Source organism: Kitasatospora sp. NPDC049258 (genome assembly GCF_040678895.1).
Classification (GTDB): Bacteria; Actinomycetota; Actinomycetes; order Streptomycetales; family Streptomycetaceae; genus Kitasatospora.
In genome coordinates this window covers 20,096-34,772 of record NZ_JBFAQT010000007.1, presented here as the reverse complement: position 1 = coordinate 34,772, position 14,677 = coordinate 20,096, and the positions used below count along the sequence as shown (strand labels likewise).

11 protein-coding genes are annotated in these 14,677 nt (G+C 74.1%); 2 read left to right on the top strand and 9 right to left on the bottom strand.

Annotation, left to right across the window (positions count from 1 at the left end; all coding sequences use genetic code 11):
• Nucleotides 1-205: 205 nt before the first annotated feature.
• Both AB0K43_RS08520 and AB0K43_RS08515 read left to right on the top strand, forming a co-directional pair.
• On the top strand, nucleotides 206-1,102 hold the full coding sequence (locus AB0K43_RS08520; RefSeq protein WP_363637201.1) for a hypothetical protein: 897 nt from the start codon (nucleotides 206-208) through the stop codon (nucleotides 1,100-1,102).
• Nucleotides 1,099-1,341 carry a hypothetical protein gene (locus AB0K43_RS08515; protein WP_363637199.1) on the top strand — a complete coding sequence of 81 codons (243 nt, stop codon included), beginning with the start codon at nucleotides 1,099-1,101 and terminating at the stop codon, nucleotides 1,339-1,341. The genes AB0K43_RS08520 and AB0K43_RS08515 overlap by 4 nt, the downstream gene beginning before the upstream one ends.
• A gap of 17 nt (nucleotides 1,342-1,358) precedes the next feature.
• Here AB0K43_RS08515 and AB0K43_RS08510 read toward each other — a convergent pair whose 3' ends face one another.
• The 9 genes from AB0K43_RS08510 to AB0K43_RS08470 form a co-directional block, all read right to left on the bottom strand.
• On the bottom strand, nucleotides 1,359-2,933 hold the full coding sequence (locus AB0K43_RS08510; RefSeq protein ID WP_363637524.1) for an alpha-amylase family glycosyl hydrolase: 1,575 nt from the start codon (nucleotides 2,931-2,933) through the stop codon (nucleotides 1,359-1,361).
• Between the two features lie 107 nt (nucleotides 2,934-3,040).
• On the bottom strand, nucleotides 3,041-4,039 hold the full coding sequence (gene meaB, locus AB0K43_RS08505; protein ID WP_363637197.1) for a methylmalonyl Co-A mutase-associated GTPase MeaB: 999 nt from the start codon (nucleotides 4,037-4,039) through the stop codon (nucleotides 3,041-3,043).
• Between the two features lie 12 nt (nucleotides 4,040-4,051).
• Nucleotides 4,052-6,256, bottom strand: a complete 2,205-nt coding sequence (gene scpA, locus AB0K43_RS08500; RefSeq protein WP_363637195.1) for a methylmalonyl-CoA mutase — start codon at nucleotides 6,254-6,256, stop codon at nucleotides 4,052-4,054.
• Complete coding sequence (mutA, locus tag AB0K43_RS08495; RefSeq protein ID WP_363637193.1) at nucleotides 6,253-8,139, bottom strand: methylmalonyl-CoA mutase small subunit; 1,887 nt, start codon at nucleotides 8,137-8,139, stop codon at nucleotides 6,253-6,255. Before mutA ends, scpA begins: the two co-directional genes overlap by 4 nt.
• Nucleotides 8,140-8,239: 100 nt before the next feature.
• Entirely contained in the window at nucleotides 8,240-9,142 is a 903-nt protein-coding gene (locus tag AB0K43_RS08490) for an SGNH/GDSL hydrolase family protein (RefSeq protein WP_363637191.1), read from the bottom strand.
• A gap of 32 nt (nucleotides 9,143-9,174) precedes the next feature.
• On the bottom strand, nucleotides 9,175-10,341 hold the full coding sequence (locus AB0K43_RS08485) for a glycosyltransferase (protein ID WP_363637189.1): 1,167 nt from the start codon (nucleotides 10,339-10,341) through the stop codon (nucleotides 9,175-9,177).
• A complete protein-coding gene (locus tag AB0K43_RS08480) occupies nucleotides 10,338-11,621 on the bottom strand; it encodes a glycosyltransferase family 1 protein (protein WP_363637187.1) in 1,284 nt (427 codons plus the stop codon). The genes AB0K43_RS08485 and AB0K43_RS08480 overlap by 4 nt, the downstream gene beginning before the upstream one ends.
• Before the next feature lie 124 nt (nucleotides 11,622-11,745).
• Entirely contained in the window at nucleotides 11,746-12,987 is a 1,242-nt protein-coding gene (locus AB0K43_RS08475) for a saccharopine dehydrogenase C-terminal domain-containing protein (RefSeq protein ID WP_363637185.1), read from the bottom strand.
• Nucleotides 12,988-12,994: 7 nt separating this feature from the next.
• Nucleotides 12,995-14,584: an APC family permease gene (locus AB0K43_RS08470; RefSeq protein WP_363637183.1), complete on the bottom strand. Its 1,590-nt coding sequence runs from the start codon at nucleotides 14,582-14,584 to the stop codon at nucleotides 12,995-12,997.
• Nucleotides 14,585-14,677: the final 93 nt, after the last annotated feature.

Here is a 14,677-nt window from a genome sequence, read left to right as displayed (position 1 = left end):
CGCCGGGGTCGCGTTATAGTTTTCCTCCGTCAGTGCGGAGGCGCACCTCGACATCCTCGGGATCCCGGCTTTCCCGTGGCGAGGGAAGGAACTCTCACGAGTCCACCGCTCAGTCTGTCGTCAGCAGGATGTACCGACCTGCCTCCTATCGCCGCAGCCGGGGCGGCATAGAGGGTGTCGTATGTCCGTAACCAGGAACAACCGTGTGCGCACGGCGCGTGAGTGTGCCAAGGCCACCGGTGCGCGGCTGACGGCTTGCGGGGATTGGGCTGCGCAGGGGCTGATCTCCCGCTTCCAGCCGGTTCCCGATGGATGGTCCGGAGCACAGCGCAGCTTCGAGGCGTACATGGTGAACGTACTTGCCAACGCCTTGCGCGACCATCAGCTCAACGGTGCGCTCTTCGGTGTGGCAACGGCCGTCCCCGCAGCCGAAGCCCTCACGCTCCTGCTCGATTCGGACATGGCCGACCGGGTGCTCGCCGAGCTGTTGCCGCGCTTCGATCTCGACTACGGGGGACTTCGTGGCGTGCCGGGCCTTCGCGCGAAGGTTCAGGGCGCCACGGCGCTCGTGCACGACCTGTCCACCGGCGCCTGCGTCACGCTCGCGAAGTCGAATGGATCCACGTTCGCCGTTCCTGCTGACCATGAGCGTGACCGCCCGCTCTGGAAGTCCAGCCCGAGGAGCCTCGATCCCGGTGAGCGGGAGGATCTCGCCCTCTGGGAGGACAGGAGGTGGTCGGACGAGGATGTCGAGGCTCGTGACTTCCTGCTCAGCCGGCTGCTACGGCGGCCCCGGATCGTGAACTCGGCCGCGGGCGCTCACGGCTGGGCCAACACCTACAGCCACGGCACGAGCGATCTCGTCATCGAATGGTGCTGCGGTGGGGAGTTGGACCAGTACGAACGCTGGCTGAGGCGTAGCGGCGTAGCAGCGACTCCGCAAGGACTCGATCGGCTTCGCTCCACCGCGGAGTTCCCGGGAACGATCGACCTGGGGCAGGGGCGCGTATATCTCAGGCGCCAGCCCTCCTGCACCATCCCGCACAACCTGATCAGCGAACAGGAGTTGGACAGGCAGATCCGCGAGGAGTACCGGCGATGAACCTTGACGTGGTGGCCGCGGTGTTTGCTTCCTCGACGACCTTGGCCGGGCTGGCCAAGCTGGCTCGCGACATCCTGATCATGCGTCAGGTCGAACGGCTCATGGCGGGGTGCAGCTCGGCCCAGCGTGCTCACCTGAGCCGCGATCTTGCTGCGGTTCTGCGAGGGGGAGCCGTGTCATCGGGGTCGGCCGGCGCGCAGACCGCACCAGCGGATGGCGAGGGCCCTGCCCAGCTCTGACCGTGTGGTGGCCCGGGTCAGAGTTCGAAGATGCCGTACGAGAAGCCGGTGGCGTGCAGGTGGGTGTCGGTGAGGTGGATGCCGTGGGTGGTGAGTTCGCGGCGGGGGGTCGGGGTGGGGAGGGGGAGGGTGGCCGGGGCGCGGCGGGGGTTGACGACGATCAGGAAGCGGTCGCCGCGGGTGTAGGCGAGGGGGTAGCCGGTGTGCAGGACCTCGACCTCGCCGTGGGTGCCGAGTTCGGGGTGGGTGCGGCGCAGTGCGATCAGGTGGCGGACCTGGTGCAGCAGGGAGGATTCGTCGGCGCGCTGGGTGGCGACGTCGGGGCGGTCGGCGGCGGGGTCGAGCGGGAGGTAGAGGTCGGTGGCGGTGGAGAAGCCGGCGCCCGGGCCGGCGTCCCACTGCATCGGGGTGCGCGAGCCGGCCCGGTTGTAGCGCGGGCCGAGGGTGCTGCCCTCGGTGTCGGGGAGCCCGGGGACGTACCGCATGCCGATCTCGTCGCCGTAGTAGATGGCGGGCAGGGTCGGCCAGGTGAGCTGGAAGGCGAAGGCGGGGGCGAGCTGGTCGCGGGTGCGCGGGCCGCAGGCCAGCCGGGAGAAGTCGTGGTTGGAGGTGGGCAGCGAGATCCGGCCGGCGCTGCCGACGGCCCGGTCGGCGGCGCGCCAGGCGTCCAGGAAGACGCCGAAGTCGCCCTTGCCGTCGGCGTCGAAGTAGCAGGGTTCGGCCGGCCAGCCGTCCTGGTCGGTGCCGGCGCCGTTCTGCCAGAGCGAGCGCAGCGGGCGCCCGTCGGTGTCCCCGCCGAACTGGAGGAAGAAGTCGGCGTGGAACCCGGCCGGGACGGACCGCGCCGGGTCGCCCCACTCGGCCAGCAGTGCCGCGTCCGGGTGCCGCTGGTCCAGCCAGCCGCGCAGCTCGGTCCACAGCCGGCCGGTCTCCACCGTGCCGGGGTCGTCCTTGACCAGGGAGGAGGCCATGTCGACGCGGAAGCCGGCCACGCCCAGCCCCAGCCAGTGCGCCATGATCGCGCGCAGCGCCGCCCGGTTGGCGCGCGGGCCCTCGGCGTCCACCGGTTGGCGCCAGGGCTCGGCCGGATCGGTGCGGGCGTAGCCGAAGTTGAGCGCGGGCTGGAAGTCGAAGAAGTTCGGCAGGTACCAGCCGGGGCGCCCGCCCGGGGAGGCGACGAACCGCTCGGCGGGGTGGTCGGCCCAGATGTACCGGTGGTCGGCCGGGTCCTCGGCGGCGGCCAGGAACCACGGGTGCCGGTCCGAGGTGTGTCCGGCGACCAGGTCGAGCAGCACCCGGATGCCCAACCGGCCGGCCTGCTCGGTGAGTTCGGCGAGCGCTCCGGCGTCGCCGTACCGCGGTGCGGTGGCCAGGTAGTCGCTGACGTCGTAGCCGGCGTCGCGGAACGGCGAGGCGAAGCAGGGGTTGAGCCAGATCGCGTCCACCCCGAGCCAGGCCAGGTACTCCAGGCGCGCGGCGAGGCCGGCGAAGTCCCCGATCCCGTCACCGCCGGAGTCGGCGAAGCTCTGCGGGTAGACCTGGTACAGGACGGCGTCGGACAGCCAGGACGGTACGGGGCGGGGCGTGGGCATGGGCATGGGCGCTCCTTCTGCCGGGCGCGTACGGGGCACTCCCCCCAGGATGCCCCGCGCCGGCCGTCGCCGCCGGGAGTCCGCAAACGCCGCCGGGCGGCGGCGCGCTACCGCGGCGGTGTCGCGCGGAAGGCCGCCAGGATCGCCTCCGCGGCGAGCGTCGCGGTCAGCGTGCCCTCGCGGACCTGCTGCTCCAGACCCGGGGTGAGTCGCCGGACCTCGGGGTGCTCGTGCAGGGCGGAGAGCAGCTGGTCGTGGACCATCGACCAGGTCCAGTCCACCTGCTGGGCGCGCCGCTTGGCCGCCAGCTCGCCGGCGGCCTCCAGCAGGGTCCGGTGCTGCCGCAGGCGCTCCCAGAGCTCCTCCAGGCCGCTGCCGTCGCGCCCGCTGCAGGTCAGCACCGGCGGTGTCCAGACGGCGTCCGGGGCCTGCAACAGGCGTAGCGCACCGGCGAGTTCGCGGGCGGCGGCCTTGGCGTCGCGCTCGTGCGGGCCGTCCGCCTTGTTGACGGCGACCAGGTCGGCCAGCTCCAGCACGCCCTTCTTGATGCCCTGCAGCTGGTCGCCCGTCCGGGCCAGGGTGAGCAGCAGGAAGGAGTCCACCATGTTGGCCACGGTGGTCTCCGACTGCCCCACCCCGACCGTCTCGATCAGCACCACGTCGTAGCCGGCCGCCTCCATCACCACCATGGACTCCCGGGTGGCCCGGGCCACCCCGCCCAGCGTCCCCGAGGTGGGGGACGGCCGGACGAAGGCGTTCGGGTCGACCGCGAGCCGCTCCATCCGGGTCTTGTCGCCCAGGATGGAGCCGCCGGTGCGGCTGGAGGTCGGGTCGACGGCGAGCACCGCGACCCGGTGTCCGGTGCCGGTCAGCATGGTGCCGAAGGCCTCGATGAAGGTGGACTTGCCCACCCCCGGGACCCCGGTGATGCCGATCCGCACCGCCTTGCCGGCGTGCGGCAGCAACTCGACCAGCAGCCGCTGGGCGAGCACCCGGTGGTCCGGGCGGGTGGACTCCACCAGCGTGATGGCCCGCGCGATGTAGGCGCGCGAGCCGTCCAGCACACCCTTGACGTAGGCGTCGAGGTCGATCGTCCGCGGCGGCATCTCGTCAGCGGCTCACAGCTCGTGGCCGAGGTCGGCGGCCAGTGCCTTCAGCAGGTCGTAGGCCGCGTCCGGGATGACCGTGCCGGGCGGGAAGACCGCGGCCGCGCCGGCCTCGTACAGGGCGTCGAAGTCCTGCGGGGGGATCACGCCGCCGACCACGATGGTGATGTCCTCCCGTCCGGCGGCGGCGAGTTCGGCGCGCAGCGCGGGCACCAGGGTGAGGTGGCCGGCGGCCAGCGAGGAGACGCCGACGATGTGCACGTCCGCCTCCACGGCCTGCCGGGCGACCTCGGCGGGGGTCTGGAACAGCGGGCCGACGTCGACCGTGAAGCCCAGGTCCGCGAAGGCGGTGGCGATCACCTTCTGGCCGCGGTCGTGGCCGTCCTGGCCCATCTTGGCGACCAGGATGCGCGGGCGGCGGCCCTCGGCCTCCTCGAACCTCTCGACCAGCGCCCGGGTGCGCTCGACCCCGGTGGACGGTCCTGCCTCGTCGCGGTACACACCGGAGATGGTACGGATCTGGCCGGAGTGGCGTCCGTAGACCTTCTCCAGGGCGTCCGAGATCTCGCCGACGGTGGCCTTGGCCCGGGCGGCGTCCACGGCCAGCGCCAGCAGGTTGCCCTCCAGCGAGCCGCCGCCCTTGGCGCCGGCCTCGGCCGAGTGGGTCAGCGCCCGCAGGGCGGCCTGGCAGACCTCCTCGTCGCGCTCGGCGCGCAGCCGGCGGAGCTTGTCGATCTGCTGGGCGCGCACCGAGGAGTTGTCGACCTTGAGCACGTCGATCTGCTCGTCGTTGGCGACCCGGTACTTGTTGACGCCGATCACCGGCTGGCGGCCGGAGTCGATCCGGGCCTGGGTACGGGCCGCGGCCTCCTCCACCCGGAGCTTGGGGATGCCCGCGTCGATCGCCTTGGCCATGCCGCCGGCCGCCTCGACCTCCTGGATGTGCTGCCAGGCGCGGGCCGCCAGGTCGTGGGTCAGCTTCTCGACGTAGGCGCTGCCGCCCCAGGGGTCGATCACCCGGCAGGTGCCCGACTCCTGCTGGAGCATCAGCTGGGTGTTGCGGGCGATCCGGGCCGAGAAGTCGGTCGGCAGCGCCAGCGCCTCGTCCAGCGCGTTGGTGTGCAGCGACTGGGTGTGGCCCTGGGTGGCGGCCATCGCCTCCACGCAGGTGCGGGTGACGTTGTTGAACACGTCCTGGGCGGTCAGCGACCAGCCGGAGGTCTGCGAATGGGTGCGCAGCGACAGCGACTTGGCGTTCTGGGGGTCGAACTGCTTCACCAGCTTGGCCCACAGCAGCCGGGCCGCGCGCAGCTTGGCGACCTCCATGAAGAAGTTCATGCCGATGGCCCAGAAGAACGACAGCCGGGGCGCGAAGGCGTCCACGTCCAGCCCGGCACCCAGGCCCGCCCGCAGGTACTCCACGCCGTCGGCCAGGGTGTAGGCCAGCTCCAGGTCGGCCGTGGCCCCGGCCTCCTGGATGTGGTAGCCCGAGATGGAGATCGAGTTGTACCGGGGCATCTTCTGCGAGGTGTACGCGAAGATGTCGGAGATGATCCGCATCGAGGGCAGCGGCGGGTAGATGTAGGTGTTGCGGACCATGAACTCCTTGAGGATGTCGTTCTGGATGGTCCCCGCGAGCTTCTCGGGCGCCACCCCCTGCTCCTCGGCCGCCACGATGTAGAGCGCCAGGATCGGCAGCACCGCGCCGTTCATGGTCATCGACACCGACATCTTGTCCAGCGGGATGCCGTCGAACAGCTGGCGCATGTCGTAGATCGAGTCGATCGCCACGCCCGCCATGCCGACGTCGCCGGTCACCCGGGGGTGGTCGCTGTCGTAGCCGCGGTGGGTCGGCAGGTCGAAGGCGACCGACAGGCCCTTCTGGCCGGCCGCCAGGTTGCGGCGGTAGAAGGCGTTGGATTCCTCGGCGGTGGAGAAGCCCGCGTACTGGCGGACCGTCCACGGCTGGTTGACGTACATGGTCGGGTAGGGCCCGCGCAGGAACGGGGCGACGCCCGGGTAGGTGCCCAGGAAGTCCAGCCCGGTCAGGTCCTCGGCGGCGTACAGCGGCTTGACGCCGATCCCCTCCGGGGTCTCCCAGAGCAACTCCTCGACGTCCTTGCCGGTGGCCTGCTGCCAGGCCGCCCGCCACTGCTCGCCGGAGGCCGCGGGGGCGGCCTGCGGGTCGAGTCCGATCTCCGTGAAGTCGGGGATCATCGGGCCACTCCGATCAGGTCGAGCAGGGAGGTGAGGAGCGCGACCGCGTCGCCGCCCGCGGAGACGAACTCGTCCACGCCGGCCTGCCGGTAGCCCGGCTCGCGGTCGGCGGCCGGACGGCCGGCGAGCAGCAGCCGGGTGGCGCCGGCGGCCTTGAGCGCCGCGGCCACCGGCTCGGCGTGCTCCTCGTACAGCGCGTCGGCGGAGCAGAGCGCGGCCGGCCCGGCGCCGCTCGCGGTGAAGGCCTCGGCCAGCGCGGCCGGGTCGGTGCCCTGGCCGACCACGGTCTCGATGCCGCCGGCCTGGAGCAGGTTGGCGGTGAAGGTCAGCCGGGCGGTGTGCGCGGCCGCGGGGCCGAGCGCGGCCAGGAACACCCGCGGCCGGGCGCCGGTGGCCGCCAGGTGGCGGTCGGAGCGGGTGCGCAGGGCCTCGTACGCCTCGGCGCGGCGGACCCGGGGCAGGCCGCCGGTGGGCCGGGCCGGGGCGGCGGCGCGGACCAGCGGCTGCTCGCCCAGGTTGGGGAACTCGCTGACGCCGGTGATCGGTTCGCGGCGGCGGGCCAGCGCGGTGGAGCGCCGGGCCCAGGTGTCGCCGATCCGGTCCGCGACCAGTCCTGAGGTGAGCGCGGCGCGCTGGCCGCCGGCCCGCTCGATCTCCTGGAACCAGCTCCAGGCGGCCCGGGCCAGCTCGTCGGTCAGCCGCTCGACGTACCAGGAGCCGCCTGCCGGGTCGATCACCCGGGCCAGGTGCGACTCCTCCAGCAGGATCGCCTGGGTGTTGCGGGCGATCCGGCGGGCGAAGGCGTCGGGCAGGCCGAGCGCGCTGTCGAAGGGCAGCACCGTCACCGCGTCCGCGCCGCCGACGCCCGCGGCGAGGCAGGCGACGGTGGTGCGCAGCATGTTCACCCAGGGGTCGCGCTCGGTCATCATCACCGTCGAGGTGACGGCGTGCTGGCGCTGGGCGGCGGCCTGCGGCGATACCCCGCAGGCCTCGGCGACCCGCGACCACAGCCGGCGGGCGGCCCGGAAGACCGCGATGGTGAGGAACTGGTCGGCGCCGGCGGCGAGCCGGAACTCCAGCTGCGCGGCGGCCGCGTCCACGCTCAGCCCGGCGGCCGTCAGCTCCCGCAGGTAGGCGACGCCGGTGGCCAGCGCGCAACCCAGCTCCTGGGCGGGCGAGGCACCGGCCTCGTGGTACGGCAGGGCGTCGACGGTGATCGCGCGCAGCCCCGGCCAGCCGTCGTGCAGCCGGGCGGCGAGCGCGGCGGCGGCGGCCAGCCGCTCGGTGGTGGCGGTGTCGTCCCCGGTCCTGGCCAGCAGGCCCAGCGGGTCGGCGCCGAGGCTGCCGGTGGCGGCCTCGGCGGGCACGCCGCGCTCCTGGTACAGCGCGAGCAGCCGCTCGGCGGCCGCCGGGAAGTCCGCCCCGGCGTCCAGCACCACGGCGGCCAGGTCCAGGTACACGCCCCGGAGCAGCTCGGGCAGCGCCTCGACGGGCGCACCGGTGCGCCCGAGCTCCAGCCAGAGCGAGCTCACCCCGTGCTCAAGATCGGCGAGCACCGCCTCGTTGGCGGCCTGCGGGTCCGGGTGGGCGTGGCGCTGGCGCACGTCCCAGCCGGCGACGGCCGAGCCCTGTGGCCGCCCGCCGCGGACGAACGGCGGGAAGCCCGGGTAGCCGGCCCCGTCCGGTGCGTCCTCGGCGGTGTACAGCGGACGAGCCGTGAGGCCGTCCTCCAGCTTGGTGGCGAGGGCGTCCTCGGCCTGTGCGCCGGCCACGTCCTGCTTGCCGGACTTGCGCAACACACCTTCGACCAGGCGCTGCCACTGCTCACGGCTTGCATCCGGGAACTCGGCGGCCAGGGAGAGCCCTTCGGGCGAGACCGTCATGAGGGAAGGTTAGAGCCCGTTCACGTGGGGCTGTACAGCGAAACGGTGTGACCTTTCACTCCTTGCACTCCAAGCGCCGCAGAGTGCAACACCGGTGCAATCAGGCGAAACGTTTCGGCCCTCCGGCGCGGCGGACCGCGGCGACGGTCCGTACACCCGCCGGTCGCCGCGCCCCGCCCGGCCCGAGGGCTGCCAGAGCGGTGGCGGTCGCCCGTGCCGCGCGGGCGTCCAGCCGGTCGGCGGTGCCGGCCAGCAGATGGGCGGTCTCGGTGGCGGCCAGCGCCAGCAGGCCGGGCAGCAGGTCGGTGCAGCGGGCGGCCACCCAGCGGGTGCCCTGGGTGGCCATCCAGCGCAGGTCCGCGACGAAGCCCGGGGCGGCGGTGGCCGCGGCCGGGGCGGGGGCCGGGCCGAGCCGGTGGCCCGAGGCGCTCAGCAGGGCGTGGAAGTCCCCGGCGATCCGGTGGTGCCCGACCGCGCTCGGGTGCAGCCGGTCCACGCTCAGCAGGGCGCGCTCGGTCAGCCAGGGCAGCTCGGCGAGGTGCAGGTGGGCCGCCCCGTACCGGGCGGAGAGGGTGTGCACGGCCGTGTTCACCGAGCGCATCCGGCGGGCCAGCGGGCGGGCCAGCGGCCGCGGCAGCCGCAGCAGCAGGCCCGGGTCGGGCAGGCAGGCGGTGAGCACGGTGCTGCCGTGGGCGGTGAGGGCGGCCAGCGCGGTGTCCAGGTGGCCGGCCGTCCGGGCGATGTCGAACCCGGCCCGCAGGGTGTCGTTGCCGCCGATCAGCACGGCGGCGTAGGCCGGGCGCAGGGCGAGCGCGGCCGGCAGCTGAACGCCGATCAGGTCGTTGCTGAGCGCCCCGCTGTTCGCCAGGTTGCGGAACTCCACCGGGCCGTCGGCCAGGCTCGGCGCGAGCACCGCCGCCCAGCCGCGCCAGCCCGCCGGCACCGGGTCGCCCACGCCTTCGGTGATCGAGTCGCCGAGGGCGGCGAAGCGTACCGCCGTCACGGCGCGCTCCGGCGGCTCTGCCCGGCCGGTCGTCACGGCGCGGCCCTGCGCCGGCCGGCCGGCAGCGGCACCCGTTGCGCGGTCAGGAAGCCCGCGACCGCGGCATCCCAGCCGAAGCCCTCCGCCCGGCTGCGTGCCGCGGCCCGCCGCTCGGCGGCCGGCCGGCCGAGCAACTCCCGTACGGCGTCCGCGAACCCGACCCCGGAGTCGGCCGCCGCCGCGCCGGCCGGGCCGACGATCGGGGGCAGCGCGGAGGAGCGGCTCACCGCCACCGGGGTCCCGCAGGCGAGTGCCTCCAGGGCCGCCAGCCCGAAGGTCTCCACCGGCCCGGGGGCGATCGCGACGTCCGCGGCGGCCAGCAGCGCCGCCACCTCCGAGCGCCCGCCGAGGTGCCCGAGGAAGCGCACCGGCAGCCGCAGCTCGGCCGCCCGCGCCTCCAGCCGGCGGCGCAGCGGCCCGGCCCCGGCGACCGCCAGCACGGCCGGGAGGCGGTCCCGGCGGCGCAGCACGGCCAGCGCCTCCAGGGCCCGCTCCGGCTTCTTCTCCGGCGACAGCCGGGAGCAGAGCACCAGCAGCAGCTGGCCGGGCTCGGCGTGGCGGGCCCGCACCGCCGGGTCGTGCCGGTCCGGGTGCAGCTGCTCCAGGTCGACCCCGAGCGGCGCCCGGGCCAGGTTCGTGGCGCCGATCCGCTCGAACTCGGCGGCGGCCCAGGCGGTGGTGCACAGCACCGTGTCGTAGGCGGCCGCGGTCCGCGCGTTCAGCCGGTCGGCCAGCGAGCGGGCGGTGCCGGCCGGCACGCCCCAGGTGCCGAGCAGGCCGGTCGCGCTCTCGTGCGAGACCATCGCCGAGCGCACGCCGTTGGCCCGGGCCCAGGCGCCGGTCCAGCGCAGGGTGGTGCGGTCGGAGACCTCCAGCCGGTCGGGGGCGAGCGCGGCCAGGGTGCGGGCGACGGCCCGCCGGTCGGTGAGCACCCGGTAGCCGCCGCTGCCCGGGACCGGCCGGCCGGGCAGGGTGACCACCCGGCCCTGGGAGGTCCACTCGTCGGCCGCCCGCGGCCCCGGCACCACCAGCACCGGCTGGTGGCCGGCCGCCAGGTACCCCTCGCCGAGGTGCCGCAGGGCGGTGCGCAGGCCGCCGGAGACCGGGGTGACGAAGTTGGCCACCCGCACGATCCGCAGGCCGTCCGGGGCCTCGCTCATGCCGGCAGCTCCTCGGGCAGCTCCGCGGGCACCGGCTGGCCGGGGATCGCGGGGGCGGGGAGCACCGGGCCGGGGCCGGCCGGGCCGGTCGGGTCGAGCGCCTGGTCCACCGCAGGGTGCAGCGCCTGCACGGGCGCGCCGTGGTGCTCGGCCAGCACATCGGCGTAGTGCCGCAGCAGCAGGTCGCCGACCGCCTCCCAGGTCCGCGCGGTGACGTCGGCCCGGCCGGCCTGCCCGTAGCCGATCCGCAGCTCGGGCCCGGCCGCGGCCAGCTCGGCGACCGCCCGGGTGACGGCGCCGGTGTCCCGCGGCGGCACCAGCAGCCCGGTGCGGTGGTGCCCGACCAGGTCGAGCGGGCCGCCGACGGCGGGCGCGACCACCGGGACGCCGCTGGCCATCGCCTCCTGGATGGTCTGGCAGAAGGTCTCCAGCGGACCGGTGTGCACGAAGAGGTCCAGGGTGGCGAAGCAGCGGGCCAGCTCGGCGCCGGTGCGCCGGCCCAGGAACAGCGCCTTCGGCATCGCGGCCTTCAGCGCCGGGGCGCTCGGGCCGTCGCCGATCACCACCACCCGCACCCCGGGCAGCCCGCAGGCCCCGGCCAGCAGGTCCACCCGCTTCTCGGGGGCCAGCCGGCCGACGTAGCCGACCAGCAGCTCGCCGTTCGGGGCCAGCGTGCGGTGCAGCGCCTCGTCGCGGTGCGCCGGGTGGAAGCGGACCGAGTCCACCCCGCGCGGCCACAGCCGGACCCGCGGCACGCCGTGCGCGGTGAGGTCCTGGGCGGCGGGCGTGGACGGCGCGAGGGTGCGGTCCGCGGCCGCGTGCACCGACCGGATCCGCGCCCAGGCGAGCGCCGAGCCGATCCCGCGGCCGACCCGGTACGCCTGCGCGTACCCGGCCAGGTCGGTCTGGTAGACGGCCACGGTGGGCAGCCCCAGCCGCTCGGCCACCCGCGCCCCGCGGGCGCCGAGCACGAACGGGCTGGCCAGGTGGACCAGGTCGGGCCGGTGCGCGGCCACCGCGGCGGCCAGCTGCCGGCTGGGCAGGGCCACCCGGACCTGCGGGTAGCCCGGCAGCGGGACGGAGGGCACCCGCACCACCGGCAGCGGGGTCGAGTCCGGGCCGAAGGAGTGCGGCGGGCAGTGGGCGCCCCGGGCCGGGGCCGGGGTGATGACCAGCGGCTCATGGCCGCGCCTGACCAGGTGCTCCGCGGTCCTCAGCACGCTGTGGGCGACGCCGTTGACCTCAGGAGGGAAGGACTCGGTGACGATGGCGACTCGCATGCCAACGTTGTGTCCGGCCGGAGCGTGCGGCTGACCAAGGGGATCTTTCGTACAGGCGAACGTCCGTGACCAATTGGGCGCACCCCGGCGCAGCCGGGCGGCGGCGCGGGCGCCCCGGCGGGCCTCAGGCCGGAGCCGGGGTCTCCTCGCGGAGCGCCCAGGGCGAGCCGTAGGCGGTCAGCAGGTCGAGGAAGGGGCGGGCCGGGAAGGCCTCGGGGCCGAGCACACCGGTGCCGGACCAGGCGCCGGTGGCCAGGAGTTCGAGCGCGACGACCGGGTTGATGGCGGTCTGCCAGACCACCGCCTGCGAGCCGTACTCGCGCATCGACCAGGCGTTGTCGACCACGTGGTAGAGGTACACCTGGCGCGGGCGGCCGTCCTTGGTGCCGCGGACCCAGGTGCCGGCGCAGGTCTTGCCGTGCATCCGGTCACCGAGGGTGGCCGGGTCGGGCAGGCAGGCGGCCACCACGTCGCGCGGGGAGACCTGGACCGGGCCGTCCGGGCTGCGGACGGTGACCGGGTCGGTGGCGTCGAGGCCGAGCAGGTGCAGGGTCTTGAGCACCTCGATGAACTCCCGCCCCAGGCCGTACTTGAAGGTGACCCGGCGGGCGTCGATCCAGCGCGGGACCAGCAGCACCTCCTCGTGCTCCACGTTGACGCACTCGACCGGGCCGATGCCCTCCGGGAAGTCGAACACCTCGGGCTCGCTGAACGGCTCGGTGGTGTACCAGCCGCGCCCGCGCTCGAAGACCACCGGTGGGTTGAGGCACTCCTCGATGGTGGTCCAGATGCTGAACGAGGGGGCGAACTCGTAGCCCTCGACGGTGAGATCGGCGCCGTCCCGGATCCCGATCTCGTCGATCCGATCGAACAGCTCGTCGGCGGCGTGCCGGGCGAACACGTCGGACAGGCCCGGCTCGACGCCCATCCCGCACAGCGCCAGCAGCCCGGCCTCCTCCCAGGCCTCGGCCTGCGCGAACTGGCCGTCGCCGAGCTTGACGCCGGTCTCCTGGTACGGGCGCTCCGGGTGCGGCCGGGAGAGTGACATCGCCATGTCGAGGTAGTGCGCGCCGGCGGCCCGGGCGGCCTCGAACAGCGGTGGGACGAACCTCGGGTCGGTGGCGTTGAACAGCACGTCGCACCGGTGCTCGGCGAGCAGCGCGCGGACGCCGGCCGGGTCGGAGGCGTCGACGGTGGCCGGGCGGAAGCGCTCCGCGCCGGCCTGGCCGGCCAGCGAGGCGACCACCGCCGCGGCCCGCGCGGGGTCGAAGTCGGCGACCACGAAGCGTTCGAAGAACGGCCGCCGGACCGCGATCCGGGCGGCCGCGCCGCCCACGCCGCCGGCACCGACCAGCAGGATCCTCATGGCTGCCTCAGCTCTTGACGGCGGGGTCGGCGTCGGCCGGGTCCGCGGTGCCCACCGGGACGTCCGGGTGCCGGAACCAGGAGTTGTCGACCGCCCACTGGATCAGCATCAGGATCACGCCGAGCAGCAGCGCGCCGATGCCGATCACGGTCACCCCGCCGACGTCGCCGATGCCCGGCAGGTTGATGGAGGTGGAGCCGTAGTCGGGGTCGGCGTAGACGTCGAAGGCGGCGTAGCAGAAGAAGTACAGCAGGATCAGGCCGCCGAGCAGGGGTGCCAGGCCCTTGAAGACGAAGTCGCGCACGCTGCGGGTCAGCACCCGGCGGTAGTACCAGACGCAGGCGAAGCCGGTCAGGCCGTAGTAGAACGCGATCGCCAGGCCGACCGAGGCGATCGAGTCGGCCAGCACGTTGCCGCTGATCGCGGTGAGCAGGACGTAGAAGGCGATCGAGGCCAGGCCCATGGCGATGGTCGACCAGGTCGGGGTGAGGTGCCGGTGGTGGACCCGGGCGAACTGGCGCGGGATGGCCTTGTGCGCCGCCATCGAGAAGGTGGTCCGGGCGGTCGGCAGGATGGTGGTCTGGGTGGAGGCGGCGGAGGAGGTCAGCACCATGAAGATCAGCAGCTTGGTGAGGAACCAGCCGAGCCCGGCGCTGCCGAACACGGCTCCGCCGAGCGAGGACAGCACGTCCCCGGAGTTGTCCTCGTTGCCGAGTCCGATCCCGTCGGTGCCGATGCCGGCGAAGGCCTGTGCGGAGGTCGACACCAGGGCGTAGATCAGCAGCAGCAGCACGGTGGAGATGACGGCGGCGCGGCCGGGGGTGCGGGCCGCGTCGGCGGTCTCCTCGTTGACCGAGACCGCGGTGTCCCAGCCCCAGTAGATGAACACGGCGGCCAGCACGCCGGCCGTGAAGGCGCTCGCCGAGGGCACCTCGAAGGGGTTGAACCATGAGCCGCTGATGTGGAGCGCGGTCTCCGGCGGGTGGTCGCCGTAGACCTTCACCAGCGCGGTGACCGACAGCAGCACCAGCATCACGACCTCGATGCACAGCAGCCAGCGCTGGAGGGCGGCGGAGATCTCGATGCCGACGTAGCAGATCGCCGTCATCACGATGATCCAGATCACCCCGGCGACGGTGGTCCAGACGGTGCTCTGGGCCAGCCCGTCGAAGCCGAACAGCTGGAAGCCGTAGACACCGGCGATCTGGGCCAGGTTGGCCATCACGATGATGTCGGCGACCACGATGCCCCAGCCGCCCATCCACCCGGTGCGCGGGCCGAAGGCCCGGGCCGCCCAGGTGAAGGTGGTGCCGCAGTCGGGGTCGGCCGCGTTCAGCTCCTTGTAGGCGTACGCGATCAGCAGCATCGGGATGAACGCCAGGATGGTGATGATCGGCGCCTGCAGCCCGACCCCGACCACGATGATGCCGAGGGTGGCGGCCAGGCTGTACGCCGGCGCGGTGGAGGCCAGGCCGATGGCCACCGAGGAGACCAGGCCGAGGGCACCGGTCTTCAGGCCTTTCTCGCCGGCTCCCGAGCCGACCACGCTGGGCGCGGCGGGCGGAGGCGGAGTGTTGCGTCCGGGGGGACCAGGCATCTTCCCACCCCCTTGATCTCGAACGGAGGGACCGACGGGGTTGAACCACCTCAGCGTACGCCCGGGGGCGGGGCGTTTCCTGTGCAGTGCGTG

Excerpts from the sequence above, each read along its gene's own strand:
- AB0K43_RS08515 (WP_363637199.1), top strand. The coding sequence starts at position 1,099 with ATGAACCTTGACGTGGTGGCCGCGGTGTTTGCTTCCTCGACGACCTTG.
- AB0K43_RS08510 (WP_363637524.1), bottom strand. The coding sequence starts at position 2,933 with ATGCCCACGCCCCGCCCCGTACCGTCCTGGCTGTCCGACGCCGTCCTG.
- meaB (WP_363637197.1), bottom strand. The coding sequence starts at position 4,039 with ATGCCGCCGCGGACGATCGACCTCGACGCCTACGTCAAGGGTGTGCTG.
- scpA (WP_363637195.1), bottom strand. The coding sequence starts at position 6,256 with ATGATCCCCGACTTCACGGAGATCGGACTCGACCCGCAGGCCGCCCCC.
- mutA (WP_363637193.1), bottom strand. The coding sequence starts at position 8,139 with ATGACGGTCTCGCCCGAAGGGCTCTCCCTGGCCGCCGAGTTCCCGGAT.
- AB0K43_RS08485 (WP_363637189.1), bottom strand. The coding sequence starts at position 10,341 with ATGAGCGAGGCCCCGGACGGCCTGCGGATCGTGCGGGTGGCCAACTTC.
- AB0K43_RS08480 (WP_363637187.1), bottom strand. The coding sequence starts at position 11,621 with ATGCGAGTCGCCATCGTCACCGAGTCCTTCCCTCCTGAGGTCAACGGC.
- AB0K43_RS08475 (WP_363637185.1), bottom strand. The coding sequence starts at position 12,987 with ATGAGGATCCTGCTGGTCGGTGCCGGCGGCGTGGGCGGCGCGGCCGCC.
- AB0K43_RS08470 (WP_363637183.1), bottom strand. The coding sequence starts at position 14,584 with ATGCCTGGTCCCCCCGGACGCAACACTCCGCCTCCGCCCGCCGCGCCC.